Genomic DNA, 15,572 nt, shown 5'->3' on the forward strand with positions numbered 1-15,572 from the left:
CGCACACGCGTCCGGTGCGCCCGCCCCGGACCGCAGCACACCTGTGACGAGCGCGGCGGCTTCCGTGGCGGGGCGCCCCGGTCGCGGCGGGCAGCGCGCCCCGGGCTCAGAAGGCGGGGCGCTCCGGGTCCAGGTCCGCCCGGCCCTCCACCGGCGAGGAAGCCTCCGCGAAGTGGCGGCGCGGGATGCGGCCGGCCCGGTGGGCGAGCCGGCCCGCCTCGACCGCGTGCCGCATCGCCGAGGCCATCAGGACCGGTTCCTGCGCCCGGGTGACGGCCGACGCCAGCATCACCGCCGCGCACCCCAGCTCCATCGCGAGCGCCGCGTCCGACGCCGTCCCGGCCCCCGCGTCCAGGATCACCGGCACCCCCGCCCGCTCCGCGATCAGCTGGAAGTTGTGCGGGTTGCGGATGCCGAGCCCGGAGCCGATGGGGGAGCCCAGCGGCATGATCGCCGCGCACCCCACGTCCTCCAGCTTCCGGGCGAGGACCGGGTCGTCGTTGGTGTACGGCAGGACGGTGAAGCCGTCGTCCACCAGGGTCTCCGCCGCGTTCAGCAGCTCCTCGCCGTCCGGCAGCAGGGTCCGCTCGTCGGCGACGACCTCCAGCTTGATCCAGTCGGTGCCGAGCGCCTCCCGGGCGAGCCGGGCGGTCAGGACCGCCTCGCCGGCCGTGAAGCAGCCCGCCGTGTTGGGCAGGACCCGGATGCCGAGCCGGTCCAGGACGGAGAGGACCGAGCCCTGCACGGTCGGGTCCAGGCGCCGCATGGCTACCGTGGTCAGCTCCGTGCCGCTGGCGACCAGGGAGCGCTCCAGGACGTCGAGGCTGGGCGCCCCGCCGGTGCCCATGATCAGACGGGAGGAGAACTCCGTACCGCCCAGGACGAACACGTCGTCGGACATCGCGCTCAGCCCCCCTGCACCGCGGTGAGGACCTCCACCCGGTCCCCGTCGCCGAGCAGCGTCGAGGCCCACTCGCCGCGCGGGACCACCGTCTCGTTGACGGCGGCGGCCACCCCGGAGGGGGCCGCGGTCAGGGTCGCGACGAGGGCGTCGAGGGAGAGGGGGCCGGAGAGCGCGCGGGCCTCCCCGTTCACGGACACGGTCACGGCCGCGTCGTTCACGTTCACGGTCGTGTCGTTCACGTTCACGGTCGCGTCTTCGGCGGGCGGGTTCGCGCTCATGCGGGCTGCTCCTGACGTACGGGAGGGGCGGGGGAGAAACGGCGGGGGGTGAAGGGGCGCGCCTCGTCGGGCAGGGCGCCCGTGGTCAGCGCCTCGGCCAGGGCGTCGCCGGTGACGGGGGTCAGCAGCACCCCGTTGCGGTAGTGGCCGGTGGCCAGGTGCAGGCCGGGCAGGGCGGTGGGGCCGAGCAGCGGCGCGTTGTCGGGCGAGCCGGGGCGCAGCCCGGCCAGGGTCTCGGTGAGCGGCAGCTCGGTGATCCCGGGCACCAGCTCGTGGGCGTCGCGCAGCAGCTCGTACACCCCGCCCGCCGTCACCGTGGTGTCCCAGCCCAGCTCCTCGCTGGTGGCGCCGACGACCAGCTCGCCGTTCTCGCGGGGCACCAGATAGACGTGGCTGCCGCGCACGACGGCCCGGACGGTCCGGGAGAGGAAGGGGGCGTACGCGGCCGGCACCCGCAGCCGCAGGACCTGGCCCTTCACCGGGCGCACCGGCGGAAGCACCTCGTCCGGCACCCCCGCGAACCGTCCGCTCAGACTGCCCGCCGCGAGCACGGTCTGCCCCGCCTCCAGTTCCTCGCCCCCGGCGAGGACCGCGCCGCGCGCCCGGTCCCCCCGTACCGTCAGCCGTTCCGCGAGCGCCCGGTGGAAGACCACCCCGGCCCGCTCGCAGGCGACGACGAGCGCGGCGGCGAGCCGGCGCGGGTCCACCTGGTGGTCGCCGTCGACCCGCAGACCGCCGCGCACCCCCGGCGCCAGCATCGGCTCCAGACGGCGGCACTCGCGGCCGCTCAGCCACTCCGAGGCGAGCCCGCAGCGGGTCTGCAGGGCGTGCAGCTCGCGCAGGTGCGCCCGGTCGTCGGCGTCCAGGGCGACGGCGAGGGTGCCGCAGGCGCGGTAACCGACGTCCAGGCCGGTGGCCTCCTCCAGCTCGGCGACGAAGGCCGGGTAGCGGGCGGCGGAGGCGAGGTTGAGCCCGAGCAGGGTCTCCTCGCCGTAGTGCAGCTCGGTGACGGCGGCGAGCATCCCGGCCGCGACCCGCGCGGCCCCGCCGCCCGGCTCGGGGTCCACGACGGCGGTGCGCAGCCCGCGCCGCGCGGCCCGCCAGGCCGTGACCAGACCGATGACGCCGCCCCCGACCACGAGGACGTCGTGGGCCTCGCGGGCGCCGGAGGACCCCCGTGCCCGGGAGGGTCCCCGGGCGCCGGAGGACTCTCGTGCGGCGGAAGACCTCGGTGTGTCGGAAGAACGCATGGGCGTCCAGCCCCTCCCTTCGCCGGCATGACCCGGATCAGGTTCGTACGGTCGGAGGCCGGCCAGCCTCCCTCTCAGCCCGGTGCGTCCGGGCTCCCGCGAGTGCTTTACGCCCGCCAGACTAGCTTCCGCCGCGGGTCCGTCACGAGGGGGCCCGTGACCCCCACCCGACCTGACGGCCCGTCAGTTGCATAAGGTGGCCGTGTGAGCGAGCAGAAGCAGACCCAGCGGCGCGTCGTGGTCGTCGGCGCCGGGATGGCGGGCGTCCAGACCGCCGTCGCCCTCCGCGAGCAGGGCTTCACCGGCCCCGTGACCCTCATCGGGGCCGAGCCCCACCAGCCCTACGACCGGCCCCCGCTCTCCAAGGCGGTCCTCCTCGGGAAGGCCGAGGACTCCGCCTTCGACGTCGACTTCGAGGACCTGGGCGTCGAACTCCGGCTCGGCGTGGACGTCACCGGGCTGCGCGCCGCCGACCGCGAGGTCGACACCGAGGCCGGACCCGTCCCGTACGACGTCCTGGTCGTCGCCACCGGCGCCCACCCGGTCACCCTGCCCGGCTCCGAGGGCGTCCCCGGCGTCCACCTGCTCCGCACCCTCGACGACGCCGTGCGCCTCGGGCCCGTCCTGGAGCGCCGGCACGCCGTCGTGGTCGTCGGTGCCGGCTGGATCGGCGCCGAGTTCGCCACCGCCGCGCTCGGGGCCGGCTGCGCCGTCACCGTCGTCGAGGCCGCGGACCTCCCGCTCGCCGGCACCCTGCCCGCCGAGGTCGCCGCCCCCATGGCCGAGTGGTACGGGGCGAACGGCGCCGAACTCCTCACCCACGCGCGCGTGGACGCCGTCGAACCCGGCCGGGTCCGCCTCGCCGGCGGCCGCGAACTGCCTGCCGAGGCCGTCGTCGTCGGCATCGGCGCCCGCCCCGCCACCGGCTGGCTCGCCGGCTCCGGCATCGCCCTCGACCCGAGCGGCGCCGTCACCGCCGACGACCGGCTGCGCACCTCCCTGCCCGACGTGTACGCGGTCGGGGACTGCGCCTCCTACCCCTCCGCCCGCTACGGCGAGCGCCTTCTCGTCCACCACTGGGACAACGCCCTCCAGGGCCCGCGCGCGGTCGCCGCCGCGATCACGGGCGCCGACCCCGGGCCGTACGACCCCGTGCCGTACTTCTGGTCCGAGCAGTTCGGGCGCTTCGTCCAGTACGCGGGGCACCACGCGGGCGCGGACGAGCTGCTGTGGCGCGGCGACCCGGCGGACGAGGCCTGGTCGGTGCTCTGGCTGCGCGCCGGGGTGCCGGTCGCCCTCCTCGCCGTCGGCCGCCCCCGCGACCTGGCCCAGGGCCGGAAGCTGATCGAGGCCGCCGTCCCGGTCGACCCGGTCCGCGCGGCGGACCCCTCCGTGCCCCTGAAGGCGGCGGTCCGGTAGGGGCGTTTCGTCCGATCGGCGTGATGCCTCCCGGGCCCGACTACCGGCTGTCGGTCCGGGATGGCAGGCTTGTCACGTGACCGAGATTGACGCAAAGATCGATGCTCTCGTCCCCGCCTGGCTCTACCTGCCCGACATCGCGGAGATGCTCGATGTCGAGGTGACGCGCGTGCGGCAGCTGGTCAAGGAGGGCCAGCTCATCGCCGTGCGCCGCGGAGAGAACAACGCGCTCCAGGTGCCCGCCGCCTTCATCCAGGACGGCAAGGTCGTCAAGGGCCTCACCGGCACCCTGACCCTGCTGCGGGACGACGGCTTCACCGACGAGGAGATGCTGGAGTGGCTCTTCACTCCGGACGAGAGCCTGCCGGGCACGCCCGCGCAGGCGCTCGGCGAGAACCGCGGCACGGAGGTGAAGCGCCGCGCCCAGGCGCTCGCCGTCTGACCCGCTCCGCGTGACACGCGCCCCGGCACGTACCGTTCCGGGGCGCACCGCTCCGGCGCGCGCCTCGAAGACACCACCAGTCGGCGCCGACGGGGGCCGGTCCCGACGACCGGCCGCCGCGGCGCCGGCGCCACCGACGGGGGGAACCCACCCATGCCCACGCCTCGCGAACGGCTCGCCGACGCCCGGCTCTACCTGTGCACCGACGCCCGGAAGCGCCAGGGCGACCTGCCCGCCTTCCTCGACGCCGTGCTCTCCTCCGGCGTGGACGTCGTGCAGCTCCGCGACAAGGGCATGGAGGCCGCCGAGGAGCTGGAGCACCTGGCCGTCCTCGCGGACGCCGTCCGCCGGCACGGAAAGCTCCTGGCCGTGAACGACCGGGCCGACGTCGCCCACGCCATCGGCTCCGACGTCCTCCACCTCGGCCAGGGAGACCTGCCCGTCCCCGCCGCCCGCGCGATCCTCGGTGACGGGATCCTGATCGGTCGTTCCTGCCACGCCGAGTCCGAGGTGGCCGCGGCCGCCGCCGAACCGGGCGTCGACTACTTCTGCACCGGCCCCTGCTGGCCCACCCCCACCAAGCCCGGCCGGTACGCACCGGGGCTGGACCTCGTGCGGTACGCGGCCGGCCTGGCCCAGGACCGCCCCTGGTTCGCCATCGGCGGCATCGACGGGACCAACCTCGACGAGGTCCTGGACGCGGGCGCGCGCCGGATCGTCGTCGTCCGGGCGATCACCGAGGCCGACGACCCGGCCGCCGCGACCGCCGCCCTCGCCGAGCGGGTCCGGGAGCGCGTCGAGGGCTGAGACACGCCGGGACGCCGGGACCGGGACCCGCTGAGGCCGGGACCCGCCCGGGACCGGGCCCGTGCGCCGTCCCGCGGGCGTCCGCCCCCGTCCACGACCCGGACGGCCGGTGCCGGATCGGCCGGGACGTGTCCGAAAAAGTGTCCACCGATCGGACAGGCCGTACGCGGCCCGCCACCCCCCGTCTAACCTGCCGGTATGGCCCTTGGTACCGCTTCCGTCCGCTCGGACCGTGCCCGCACGGTCCGCGACATCCTCGCCTCCGGCGGCACGTCGTACTCCTTCGAGTTCTACGCGCCCCGGACCGAGAAGGGCGAGCAGAGCCTCTGGAGGGCCATGCGCCGGGTCGAGGCGGTCGGCCCCAGCTTCGTCTCCGTGACCTACGGCGCCGGCGGCACCACCCGGGGCGGCACCGTCAAGGCGACCCAGAAGATCGCCTCCGACAGCACCCTCACCCCCGTCGCGCACCTCACGGCCGTCGGCCAGTCCGTCGCCGAACTGCGCAACATCCTCGGGCAGTACGCCGACGCCGGCATCCGCAACATGCTCGCCCTCCGGGGCGACCCGCCCGGCGACCCGCTGGGCGAGTGGATCGAGCACCCGGAGGGGGTCCGGTACGCCGCCGACCTGGTCCGGCTGATCAAGGAGTCGGGCGACTTCTGCGTCGGCGTCGCCGCCTTCCCCGAGATGCACCCCCGCTCCACCGACTGGGACACGGACATCCGGCACTTCGTGGACAAGTGCCGCGCCGGCGCCGACTACGCCATCACCCAGATGTTCTTCGACCCGGAGAACTACCTGCGGCTGCGCGACAGCGTGGTCAGGGCGGGCTGCGAGACCCCGATCATCCCCGAGGTCATGCCCGTCGTGAACGTCAAGACCCTCGACCGGCTGCCCCAGCTGAGCAACGCGGCCTTCCCGGCGCGCGTGAAAGAGCGCATCCTCGCCGTCAAGGACGATCCCGCCGCTGTACGCTCCATCGGTATCGAGTTCGCGACGGAGTTCTGCGCGCGTCTGCTGTCCGAGGGCGTCCCCGGGCTGCACTTCATCACGCTCAACAGCTCCACCGCGACACTCGAGATCTACGAGAATCTCGGACTGCACCAGCAGTCGTGACCGGTCGTACCCGCCCCGACCCGCGGCGGTGACCGTGGAGAGGGGCGGCGGGGCATGGGGTGGACGGTCCTCTACATCGCGTTCGGCGTGGTCGCGCTGTGGCTGCTGGGGGAGGTGCTCCTCCAGTACAAGGCGCGGCTGCGCTGGCGCGTGCTCGCCTTCTGCGGCTTCCTCTTCGTGGTCCTGGGCGTCCTGCTGCCCTCGGTCCCGGTGATCGTCGCCGGCGCGCTCGCCTTCGCCGTCGGCCAGACCTACGTGACGCTCTCGTTCCGCCGGGGCTTCTCCACCGGCTGGGCGATCGGCGGCAACCCGGGCGCCAGCCGCCGCCGCAGGTCCGGCGCGCCGGACCGGACCGGGCCCACCCTGGAGGTCACCGACCTCTCGTACGACGAGCCGGGCGCCGGCCACCACGGCCCCGGGGAGCACCCGGAGGCGGCCGCCGAGAGCACGGCGGTCTACGAGCCGCTGCCGATGCCCGAGGACACCGGCCAGTACGGGGTCTACGGCACCGACCGCGACACCGCCCCCGCCGCCGGTCCCGGTGCCGGATACGACCCGGCGGCCTACGCCCCCTACGCGACGGGACACGACCAGCAGGGGTACGACCAGCAGGGGTACGACCAGCGGGGATACGAGCAGCAGGGGTACGAACAGCCCGTCCACCAGCAGGGGTACGACTACGGGGCCCCCGGGCAGCAGCAGTACGCCGCCTACTCCGACCCGTACATCGGCCCGGGCGCGGACGCCCAGCAGTACGGCTCGTACTACGGCGACCCCTACGCCCCCTCGTACACCTACGACACCCCGCCCGGCGGGGTCTGGGTCCCGCAGCAGCGCGACACCGAGCCGGACCCGGGACAGCGGGCACCGGGGCCGTACGGCCACGAGCCGCACCAGGACGGGCAGTACCGCTACTGAGACCCGCGCGGCCCGCGGGGGGTCACTGCGAGCCGCGGAAGTCCGCGCCCTCCACGATCAGTCCCGCCACCAGCGCGCCCGACATGCCCGCGTGGGCGAGCCCGCCGCCCGGGTGCGACCAGCCGCCCGCGAAGTACAGGCCCGGCAGCGGCGAGCGGTTGGCGGCCGGGAGCAGCCGCCCGCCCGCCCCCGCGAGCGCGGGCCCGGGCACCTCGGCGGCGCCGGTGTCCCGCCGTACGTCCTCCGGGGTGCGGACGTGCCGCCACAGCAGCCGGTCCCGCAGGCCCGGCACCGCCCGCCCGGCGGCCTCGACCATCCGGTCGGCGAACGCCTCCCACTCCTGCCCCGGAGCCGTGCGGACGGTCGCCGTGACCGTCACCGCCTCGTGGTCCGCGTCCGGCCGCAGCGCCGGGTCGTCCGGCCGCAGCACGGTCACCGCCGGACCGCCGCCCTCCGCGTGCACCACCGTGCGGTGGACCGCGTCCGCCTCCCGCGCGCCGCGCAGGGCCAGACAGACCGTCACCCGGCCGGTGCCGAGCACCTGGTGACGGGGCCAGTCCTCGCCGCGCTCCCACTCCACGACCTGGTCGCGGTAGAGCGCCGGCACCGGCGCCCCGGAGACCACGTGGTCGGCCGCGACCTCCCCGCCCCCGTCCAGCCGCACGCCGACCGCCCGGCCGTCCTTCTCCAGGACGTCCACCACCGGAGTGTCGAAGACGAACTCCACCCGCCGCTTCCGGCACCGCTCGTACACCGCGTCGGCCAGCGCCCGCAGGCCCCCGGCCACGTACCAGCTGCCGAAGGTCTGCTCCATGTACGGCAGGACGGCGGCCGAGGCCGGGGCGCCGGCCGGGTCGAAGCCGTACGCCCACGCGTACGCGTCGAGCAGGGCGGCGAGCCGGGGATCGCGCAGCTCCCGCGCCCCGACCTGGGCGAGCGTCCTCGTCGGGCGGCGCAGCAGGCCCGCCTTCGGGGCCGGGTACGGCTCGCGGGCGAGCGGCGCCGGGTCGGCCGGCTGCGGCTCCTCCAGGAGCGGCCGGCGGGTGCGGTCCCAGGCCTCGCGGGCCCGGGTCAGGAAGTCGCCCCAGCGCTCGCCCGCGCCCGCGCCGAGCGCCGCGTCCAGGGCGGCGACCGTGCCGGCCCGGGAGGCGTTCGGCAGGTCCACGCGCGTGCCGTCGGCGAAGACGTGACGGGCCGCCGGATCGACCTGCGTCAGCGCGACGCACTCCTCCAGGGGCTCCTTGCCCGTCTTCACGAACAGGTCCCGGTACACGGCGGGCAGGTGCAGCAGCCCCGGGCCCGTGTCGAAGGCGAAGCCGTCGCGCGCGTACCGGCCCACCGCGCCGCCGTGCGTCGGCCCCCGCTCGTACACCGTCACCCGGTGGCCCGCCACGGCCAGCCGGGCCGCCGCCGCCATGGCGCCGAGTCCCGCGCCGATCACCACAATCCGTGCCATGCCGGCGAGCCTATCCGGCCCCTCCGACACCCCCGGGAAGAGGTCAGGGGCGCCGCGGCCCGTCGTCGGGCGGGGGAGGGGTGCGGGCCCCGGCGGCGATCCGCTTCTCCTCCCGGCGCTGCGACCTGCGGCGCAGGAAGCGCCGGATCCGCTGCGCGAGGAAGGCGATCGTCACCAGGCCGAGGAGCAGCAGGACGCCCGCGACGACCGCCGCCGCCACCGGATGGAAGAGCGCGAAGGTGACGACCGCCGCCACCCCGAGGTCCTCCGCCAGGCTCACCCCGACGTTCGAGAACGGCTCCGGCGAGGTGTTGACCGCCATCCTCGTCCCCGCCTTGACGAAGTGGCTCAGGAGGGCCGTCGACCCGCCGACCGCCGCGGCCGCCAGCTCCGGCAGCGACCCGTCCTGCCCGGCGAGCAGGGCGCCGACGACGGCCCCCGCGACCGGCCGGATCACGGTGTGGACGGAGTCCCACACCGAGTCGACGTACGGGATCTTGTCCGCCACCGCCTCGCACAGGAACAGCACGCCCGCGACGACGAGGACGTCGGTGCGCTGCAGGGACTCGGGCACCTCGTCGGTCAGCCCGGTCGCGCCGAAGAGGCCGAAGAGCAGGACCACCGCGTACGCGTTGATCCCGCTCGCCCAGCCGCTGGTGAACACCAGGGGGAGTACGGACACGTCCGCGATCGTAACCAGGACTGAGTACCCGTACCTAGGGCGCGAGATGAGTAGGCGCGCGGATGGGGCCGGCGGGGTCCGGAGGAGAGAGTGGAGCCCACGGAAGGGGCGCGGCTCCGGGACCGCCGGCACGGGGCGGCGGAACGGGGCCGTGCGCCTGACGGTGGCGGAGGGCACGGGGGCACGGGGGTGCGCCTTCCGGCACGGGGGGTGCGACGGGAAGCCGGTGCGGCGAGGCTCGGGGGGATCGAGCCTCATCGCACCGGCTTCTTCCGTGCCCGGATGCTCTTCGCGCCCGGGCGCGTCCCGTCCCCGAGCGCTTTTCGTGCCGGGTGCTTTCCTGTCCGGGTGCTTTCCTGTCCGGGCGCCTTTCCGTCTCCACGCGCGCGTGGAGAAGCGGAGGGCCGGTCAGCGGCGGCCGCCCACCCGCCCGTGCAGCAGTCGGGAGAGGGCCGCGTGGACGTCGTCGAGGGAGCGCTCGCTCTGGAAGGCCTGCCAGTCGAGCGCGGCCACGAGCACCATGCCGACCAGCGCCGCCGCCGTCAGCTGGACGTCGATCTCCTCGCTCAGCTCCCCGGCCTCCACCCCCTCGCGCAGCACCCCCTCGACCACCGCGACCGCCTCCTGGCGGACCACCAGGAGCGTGGAGTTCCAGGCCCGGTTGGTGCGCCACAGCTCGGCCACGTACAGCTGGGTGAAGGCCGGGTAGCGGTCGATGAAGACGAGGCCCGCCCGGATCATCGCGTCCAGCGCGTCGACCCGGCTCCCGCCGCGCCCGGCGGTCTCCTCGGCCGCCGTGCGCAGGGAGGCGGTGAGCAGCGACACCCCGTGGCGCAGCAGCTCCTCGAAGAGCTCGGTCTTGCTCTTGAAGTTGTAGTAGACCGTGCCCTTGGCCACGCCGGCCCGCTCGGCGATCTCGTCCACCGTCGTCGCGGAGAAGCCCTGCTCCGCGATGAGCGTGACGGCCGCTTCATAGAGCTTCGCGCGCGTGGCCCGGCGTCTGGTGCTGCTGCTGTCCATGGGGTCGATTCTCACAGGTGTCACGGGTGGTACCGGTCCTGTCTCACAGGGTCAGTTCGGGGTGGAGCCGGTCCAGCGTCCAGACCTGCCGCCTGCGGGCCGAGACGGCGGTCAGGGCCAGGGCGCCCACGGTGAACGCCGCCAGGACCGCGCAGGACTGCCAGACGGGTTCGAGCCCGCCGCCCGTGATCAGCCGGCGCAGCGACTCGACCACGTACGTCATCGGCAGGAAGGGGTGGATCGCGTTGAAGAAGGCCGGGCTGGTCTGGACGGGGTACGTGCCGCCCGCCGAGGTCAGCTGGAGCATCAGGGCGGCGAGCACCAGGATCCGGCCCGCCGCGCCGAAGCGGGCGTTGAACCACTGGATGATCGCGGTGAAGCAGCAGGTGACCAGGGCGAGGAAGCCGACCGTGCCGGCGGCCCGCGCCATCTGGAGGCCGAGGCCCCAGTGCAGGACCGACATCAGGGCCGCGACCTGGAGGAGCCCGATCGCCGCCACCGGGAGCCAGCCCGCGAGCGCGATCCGCCAGGCGGAGCCGCCCGCGGCGAGCGCGCGCCGGTTCAGCGGCTGGATGATCATGTACGCGACCATCGCGCCGACCCAGAGGGAGAGCGGGATGAAGTACGGGGCGAAGCCGGTGCCGTAGTTCGGCGCCTTGTGCATCGACTGGGAGGCGAGCCGCACCGGGTCGGCCATGACCTCCGTGCGCTTGTCGCGGGCCTGCTGGTCGTAGTCCGGGATCTGCCCGACCCCGTCGCGCAGCCCGCCGGCCAGCTCGCCGGAGCCGTCGGCCAGCTTGAACAGGCCGCCGTCCAGGTCGCCGGCGCCCTTCTTGAGCTTGCCGACGCCGGCGTCGAGGTTCACCGAGCCGGTCTTCGCCTCGCCGATGCCGGTGTGCAGCTTCTCCGCGCCCGCCGCGACCTTCCTGGCGCCCGTGTTCAGCTCGTTGATCTTCCGGATGGCGTCCTCGACGTCCCGGTCGAGGTGCGGGGCGCGGGCGGCCAGCTCGTCGGCCTGCTTCTTGAGCGTGACCAGGCGCGCGTTCAGCGTCTTCAGGTCGCCGTTGCCGTCCTCGGTCAGCTCGTGCACGTCGTCCGCGATGACGGCCACGTCGGCGGCGGTGACCGCGGCCCGCTGGAGGACCTTGCACGCGCGCGCGTCGGGCTCCGGGGCCTCCGTGCACTCCTCGCGGTGCAGGGCGGCCAGCTCCTCGTCGGCCTTGTGCGCGGCGGTGCGGAGCTGGGGGCCCCGCTTCACCAGGATGTCCAGGTTGTGCTGGACGGCGGTGGCCGAGTCGGAGACCAGCCGGGCCGTGTCGCGGATCGACTTGCCGTTGTTCGCCAGATAGGGCCGGACCTTGTCGGCGGTGCCGTTCACCTTGTCGGCGAGCGACTGGGTGCCGTTCGCGACCTTGCGGGAACCGCTCTCCAGCTCCTTGGCGCCCTTGTCGAGCTTCTTCAGGCCCTCGGCCAGGTCGCCGCTGCCGGTCTTGGCGTCCCCGAGGCCGTCCGCCAGGCTCTTGGAGCCCTTCTTGGCCCTGTCCACGCCCTGCTTGAGGTCGGCCGCGCCCTTGGCGGCCTTCTCGGTGGCGTCGTGGATGTCGGAGAAGGAGATGAAGATCTTGTCGAGGAAGGTGCGCGAGGACTTGGTGGAGGCGGCGGTGCGCACCTCGGAGAAGACCGTCCGGGAGATCTGCCCGACGATGTAGTTGTTCGCGTCGTTCGTCCGCACCTGGAGGGCGCCGGTCTCGGGGGAGTCGCCGGAGCTGGAGGCGATGCGCGCGCTGAAGTCGCCGGGCATGGTCAGGGACAGGTAGTACGTCCCGTCCTCGACGCCCTTGCGCGCCTCCTCGTCGCTCACCCGGTGCCACGCGAAGGTCTCGCTCTCCAGGAGCCCCTTCGTGATGTCGTCGCCGGCGTTGATCGCCTTGCCGTCGGCGGTGGCGCCCCGGTCCTCGTTGACGAGGGCGACGGGGATCCTGTCGAGCCTGCCGTACGGGTCCCAGAACGAGTACAGGTACAGGGCGCCGTACAGCAGCGGCAGCAGCAGGACCGCGACGAGCGCGGCGCGCGGCAGCTTGCCCCTGCCGAAGCGCCTCAGCTCAAGAGCGGCCAGTTTCGGCGAGCGCATCGGCCGCCCCCTCCTCGGTCGTGGACGCGGGGTCGCCCGCGCCGGTGTCGGTGTCGGTGCGGGGCGCCCCGGCGGTGTCCTCCGGGGCGGTGTCCTCCGGCGCGTCGGCGGCCTTCTCCGTGGAGACCTTCGCGGGAGCCTCGGGCACCTCCGGGGTTCCGGGCGCCTCGGGGGTTTCGGGGGCCTCCGGGGTTCCGGGCGCCTCGGGCGCCTCCGTGGTGATCCGCAGCGCGCCCTCCGGGGCCTCGCTGCAGACGGCGAGGACGGTCGTCCCGGCGGCGGTCAGGGAGCGCAGGAGCGCCCAGACCTCGGTCCGGGCCGCGTCCGAGAGCTTCAGGTCCGTGTCGTCCACGGCGAGCAGCCGGGGGCGCCCGAGCAGCGCGAGGGCGATCGAGAGCCGCAGCGCTTCGAGCCGCTCCAGGTCCCGTACGGAGGTCCGCCCGCCCTTCGGCAGGGCGTCGAGGTCGAGGCCCGCGGCCGTCACGGCCTCCTCGATCCGGGCCCGGGTCTCCGCCGCCCGCGTACCGGGGCGCCGCAGCAGCGCCCGCACGGAGCCGTCGAAGCGGCGCTGGAGCAGCGCCCGCTCGCGCAGGTGCTCGGCGACCGTGAAGGCGGGGTCCAGTTCGTTGACGCCCGGGACCTGGCCCAGCGCGCTGATCCGGCGCACCGCGGCCATCTTCCGGGGCAGCGGGAGGCCGCCGACCTCGGCGTGCCCCTCCTTGGCCTTCATCCGGCCGGTGAGCGCGAGGAGCAGACAGGTGCGCCCCGAGCCCGACGGCCCCTCGATCGCCACCAGCGAGCCCGGCTCCGCCCGGAAGGACACCTTCCGGAAGGCCCAGCCCCGCGGTCCCTTCAGTCCGAAGCCGTCCGCGACGACGGCGGCGCCGTGCGGCCGTTCCTCGGCTTCCGCGCCCACGGGCCCACCCCCATTCCCCATTTTTGAACTGACCGGTCAGTGCAAAAACTACCCTCGCGCCGCCCCCTTCGCAAAGCCGCGCCGAACCCTTCGCGAAACCGCAGGTCAGCGTGATTGTCAGTGGGGGTGGGCACGATGAACGCATACGGCCACAGCGCCGTCACGCGACGACAGGAGGCTTCGTCATGGCACGTCCATCCGCAGCAGCCGCACCCCGGCGCCACCCCGTCCCCGCGCACTCCGGACCCGCTTCCGACATCCACCCCGTCTCCCGCCGCACCGCCGCCCCGCCCGCCGCCCTCGACCTCCTCGCCAAGTCCCGCGCCGGGCTCGCCGAGGCCGCCGCCCTCGACCGCCCCCACGAGCGGTACGCCACCGCCCACCTCGCCGCCCTGCGCGCCGCAGCGGCCGTGCTCGCCGCCCGGGGCACGCCCGACCCCGTGCCCCGCCGCAAGGAGCGCATACGGACCGCCTGGGAGCTCCTCGCCGAGCTGGCGCCCGAGCTGGCCGAGTGGGGCGCCCACTTCGCCGCCGGGGCGCCGCGCAGGGCCCGCGCCGAGGCGGGCATCACGAGCGCCGTCACCCCCGGGGAGGCCGACGACCTCCTCCGGGACGCCGAGCACTTCTCGCGCCTGGTCGAGCGGCTGCTCGCCCTCCGGCCGGTACTGCCCCGCGGCCCCGGGAGCGACGACGCGGGCGGGTGATCCGAAAGGCGCCACCGAGGCCATAGGGTGGGAGGTCCGTACCCGTCACCGAGGAGTCAACAGCCGTGCCGGACCCTTCCCCCGCCTTCGGTCGAGAGGCGACCTCCCGCCCGTCGCGCGCCTCCCTGCGCACCGCCGTCGTCTGGGACGTCCTCAAGGACGCCCTGGACCGCCGGGTCGAGGCCACCGGGAAGGACGCCCTCGATGTCCTCGACACGGGCGGCGGCTCCGGGAACTTCGCGGTGCCGGTGGCCCGCCTCGGCCACCGGGTCACCGTCGTCGACCCCAGCCCCAACGCGCTCTTCGCGCTGGAGCGCCGGGCCGCCGAGGCCGGCGTCGCCGAGCTCGTCAGCGGAGTCCAGGGGGACGTCCGGGGCCTCTTCGACGTGGTCGGGCGCGAGGGGTACGACGCCGTGCTCTGCCACGGCGTCCTGGAGTACGTGGACGACCCCGCCGAGGGCGTGCGCAACGCCGCCGCCGCGCTCCGGCCCGGCGGCAGCCTCAGCCTGCTCGCGGCCGGGGTCGGCGGCGCCGTCCTGGCCCGCGCCCTCGCCGGCCACTTCACCGAGGCCCGGCACGCCCTCACCGACCCGGCGGGCCGCTGGGGCGCGGGCGACCCCGTGCCCCGGCGCTTCACCGCCGAGCAGCTCGCCGAGCTGGCCGACGGGGCCGGCCTGGAGGTCGGCGCCGTGCACGGCGTCCGGGTCTTCGCCGACCTCGTCCCCGGCGTCCTGGTCGACACCGAGCCGGGCGCGGCCGAGGCCCTCCTCAAGCTGGAGGCGGCCGCCGCCGAGCTGCCCTCCTTCCACGCCGTCGCCACCCAGCTGCACGTCCTCGGCGAGAAGCGGGCCTGACCCGGGAGGCCACCCGTTCGGCGGTTCGGACCGCGGCGCTCCATGGAGTACGCCACAGCACGCCCGGTCCGGGCCCCGGCCCCGTATGATCGGGGGAAACCATCCGGCATGACGGACGGGGCCCCGGGGAACCAACACCTCAGCAACCGATCCGCATGGCGGCCCGGATTGGCTATTCGGCATTGTGGGCGGGTTTCACGGGGGCGATTCCCTGCCTATCCTGAAAGGGCCGCAAACCGGTCGCCCCCGCGGCCGACGACTAGGAGGACTCCGTGCCGCTCTCGGAGCACGAGCAGCGAATGCTCGAGCAGATGGAGCGAGCGCTGTACGCCGAAGATCCCAAGTTCGCGACAGCGCTCGAGGGAAGCGGACTGCGTACGTACACCCGGCGACGGGTTTACCAGGCAGTCGCCGGCTTCCTGGTGGGTATCGCGCTCCTCATGGCCGGAATGGTCGCACAGCAGATCTGGATCAGCGTGGTGGGATTCCTCGTCATGCTGGGCTGCGCGGTCCTGGCGGTCACCGGATGGCGCAAGGCGCCGAAGCCGGGCGAGCAGCAGGTTCCGGGCGGACCGGCGGCCGGCGGCCGTCAGACCCGGCAGCGACGCCCCATGATGAACCGGATCGAAGAGCGGTGGCAGCGCCGCCGCGACGAACAGGGCGGCGGCCACTGAC

The 15,572-nt window shown here is 74.8% G+C and carries 16 protein-coding genes and 1 riboswitch; of the genes, 8 read left to right on the plus strand and 8 right to left on the minus strand.

The genetic code is table 11. The features are described 5' to 3' along the window. Positions 1 to 106: 106 nt before the first annotated feature. From OO47_RS01830 to thiO, 3 genes are all read right to left on the minus strand, one after another. On the minus strand, positions 107 to 901 hold the full coding sequence (locus OO47_RS01830; protein WP_030205605.1) for a thiazole synthase: 795 nt from the start codon (positions 899 to 901) through the stop codon (positions 107 to 109). A 5-nt stretch (positions 902 to 906) separates the two neighbouring features. Continuing rightward, entirely contained in the window at positions 907 to 1,182 is a 276-nt protein-coding gene (gene thiS / locus OO47_RS01835; protein WP_078489436.1) for a sulfur carrier protein ThiS, read from the minus strand. Beyond that, positions 1,179 to 2,432, minus strand: coding sequence for a glycine oxidase ThiO (gene thiO, locus OO47_RS01840; RefSeq protein ID WP_234323051.1), 1,254 nt, complete (start codon positions 2,430 to 2,432; stop codon positions 1,179 to 1,181). Before thiO ends, thiS begins: the two co-directional genes overlap by 4 nt. Beyond that, positions 2,430 to 2,542: riboswitch (TPP riboswitch) on the minus strand. It overlaps the preceding gene by 3 nt. 145 nt (positions 2,543 to 2,687) lie before the next feature. Here thiO and OO47_RS01845 point away from each other — a divergent pair. From OO47_RS01845 to OO47_RS01865, 5 genes are all read left to right on the plus strand, one after another. Then, positions 2,688 to 3,851, plus strand: coding sequence for an NAD(P)/FAD-dependent oxidoreductase (locus OO47_RS01845; protein WP_407696263.1), 1,164 nt, complete (start codon positions 2,688 to 2,690; stop codon positions 3,849 to 3,851). 76 nt (positions 3,852 to 3,927) lie between these two features. Beyond that, positions 3,928 to 4,293: an Rv2175c family DNA-binding protein gene (locus tag OO47_RS01850; protein WP_030205598.1), complete on the plus strand. Its 366-nt coding sequence runs from the start codon at positions 3,928 to 3,930 to the stop codon at positions 4,291 to 4,293. 153 nt (positions 4,294 to 4,446) lie between these two features. Beyond that, positions 4,447 to 5,100, plus strand: coding sequence for a thiamine phosphate synthase (gene thiE, locus OO47_RS01855; protein ID WP_030205597.1), 654 nt, complete (start codon positions 4,447 to 4,449; stop codon positions 5,098 to 5,100). 198 nt (positions 5,101 to 5,298) lie between these two features. Then, positions 5,299 to 6,216, plus strand: coding sequence for a methylenetetrahydrofolate reductase [NAD(P)H] (gene metF, locus OO47_RS01860; protein WP_030205596.1), 918 nt, complete (start codon positions 5,299 to 5,301; stop codon positions 6,214 to 6,216). Positions 6,217 to 6,270: 54 nt separating this feature from the next. Beyond that, positions 6,271 to 7,134 (plus strand): hypothetical protein, encoded by an 864-nt coding sequence (locus OO47_RS01865; protein WP_030205595.1) that lies wholly within the window; start codon positions 6,271 to 6,273, stop codon positions 7,132 to 7,134. 22 nt (positions 7,135 to 7,156) lie between these two features. Here the strand turns inward: OO47_RS01865 and OO47_RS01870 are convergent, their stop codons facing one another. The 5 genes from OO47_RS01870 to OO47_RS01890 form a co-directional block, all read right to left on the minus strand. Further along, positions 7,157 to 8,590, minus strand: coding sequence for a phytoene desaturase family protein (locus OO47_RS01870; RefSeq protein WP_030205593.1), 1,434 nt, complete (start codon positions 8,588 to 8,590; stop codon positions 7,157 to 7,159). 43 nt (positions 8,591 to 8,633) lie between these two features. Continuing rightward, positions 8,634 to 9,272 carry a DUF4126 domain-containing protein gene (locus OO47_RS01875; protein WP_030205591.1) on the minus strand — a complete coding sequence of 213 codons (639 nt, stop codon included), beginning with the start codon at positions 9,270 to 9,272 and terminating at the stop codon, positions 8,634 to 8,636. Between the two features lie 408 nt (positions 9,273 to 9,680). Then, positions 9,681 to 10,292 (minus strand): TetR/AcrR family transcriptional regulator, encoded by a 612-nt coding sequence (locus OO47_RS01880; RefSeq protein ID WP_030205589.1) that lies wholly within the window; start codon positions 10,290 to 10,292, stop codon positions 9,681 to 9,683. Between the two features lie 43 nt (positions 10,293 to 10,335). Continuing rightward, the gene (locus tag OO47_RS01885) at positions 10,336 to 12,423 is read right to left on the minus strand and encodes a YhgE/Pip family protein (protein ID WP_030205585.1); all 2,088 of its coding nucleotides are present in this window, start codon (positions 12,421 to 12,423) and stop codon (positions 10,336 to 10,338) included. Further along, the gene (locus OO47_RS01890; protein ID WP_030205579.1) at positions 12,395 to 13,360 is read right to left on the minus strand and encodes an ATP-binding cassette domain-containing protein; all 966 of its coding nucleotides are present in this window, start codon (positions 13,358 to 13,360) and stop codon (positions 12,395 to 12,397) included. The genes OO47_RS01885 and OO47_RS01890 overlap by 29 nt, the downstream gene beginning before the upstream one ends. Positions 13,361 to 13,524: 164 nt before the next feature. On the opposite strand from OO47_RS01890, the gene OO47_RS01895 reads away from it, so the two are divergent. From OO47_RS01895 to OO47_RS01905, 3 genes are all read left to right on the plus strand, one after another. Beyond that, the gene (locus OO47_RS01895; protein WP_030205577.1) at positions 13,525 to 14,043 is read left to right on the plus strand and encodes an SAV_6107 family HEPN domain-containing protein; all 519 of its coding nucleotides are present in this window, start codon (positions 13,525 to 13,527) and stop codon (positions 14,041 to 14,043) included. A 65-nt stretch (positions 14,044 to 14,108) separates the two neighbouring features. Further along, on the plus strand, positions 14,109 to 14,897 hold the full coding sequence (locus OO47_RS01900) for a class I SAM-dependent methyltransferase (protein WP_033207734.1): 789 nt from the start codon (positions 14,109 to 14,111) through the stop codon (positions 14,895 to 14,897). 272 nt (positions 14,898 to 15,169) lie between these two features. Further along, positions 15,170 to 15,571, plus strand: coding sequence for a DUF3040 domain-containing protein (locus OO47_RS01905; protein WP_030205574.1), 402 nt, complete (start codon positions 15,170 to 15,172; stop codon positions 15,569 to 15,571). Position 15,572 lies beyond the last annotated feature (1 nt).

The organism is Streptomyces bikiniensis, assembly GCF_000716625.1.
Taxonomy (GTDB): Bacteria; Actinomycetota; Actinomycetes; order Streptomycetales; family Streptomycetaceae; genus Streptomyces; species Streptomyces bikiniensis.

Excerpts from the sequence above, each read along its gene's own strand:
- OO47_RS01830 (WP_030205605.1), bottom strand. The coding sequence starts at position 901 with ATGTCCGACGACGTGTTCGTCCTGGGCGGTACGGAGTTCTCCTCCCGT.
- thiS (WP_078489436.1), bottom strand. The coding sequence starts at position 1,182 with ATGAGCGCGAACCCGCCCGCCGAAGACGCGACCGTGAACGTGAACGAC.
- thiO (WP_234323051.1), bottom strand. The coding sequence starts at position 2,432 with ATGCGTTCTTCCGACACACCGAGGTCTTCCGCCGCACGAGAGTCCTCC.
- OO47_RS01845 (WP_407696263.1), top strand. The coding sequence starts at position 2,688 with ATGGCGGGCGTCCAGACCGCCGTCGCCCTCCGCGAGCAGGGCTTCACC.
- thiE (WP_030205597.1), top strand. The coding sequence starts at position 4,447 with ATGCCCACGCCTCGCGAACGGCTCGCCGACGCCCGGCTCTACCTGTGC.
- metF (WP_030205596.1), top strand. The coding sequence starts at position 5,299 with ATGGCCCTTGGTACCGCTTCCGTCCGCTCGGACCGTGCCCGCACGGTC.
- OO47_RS01865 (WP_030205595.1), top strand. The coding sequence starts at position 6,271 with ATGGGGTGGACGGTCCTCTACATCGCGTTCGGCGTGGTCGCGCTGTGG.
- OO47_RS01870 (WP_030205593.1), bottom strand. The coding sequence starts at position 8,590 with ATGGCACGGATTGTGGTGATCGGCGCGGGACTCGGCGCCATGGCGGCG.
- OO47_RS01880 (WP_030205589.1), bottom strand. The coding sequence starts at position 10,292 with ATGGACAGCAGCAGCACCAGACGCCGGGCCACGCGCGCGAAGCTCTAT.
- OO47_RS01885 (WP_030205585.1), bottom strand. The coding sequence starts at position 12,423 with ATGCGCTCGCCGAAACTGGCCGCTCTTGAGCTGAGGCGCTTCGGCAGG.
- OO47_RS01890 (WP_030205579.1), bottom strand. The coding sequence starts at position 13,360 with ATGGGGAATGGGGGTGGGCCCGTGGGCGCGGAAGCCGAGGAACGGCCG.
- OO47_RS01895 (WP_030205577.1), top strand. The coding sequence starts at position 13,525 with ATGGCACGTCCATCCGCAGCAGCCGCACCCCGGCGCCACCCCGTCCCC.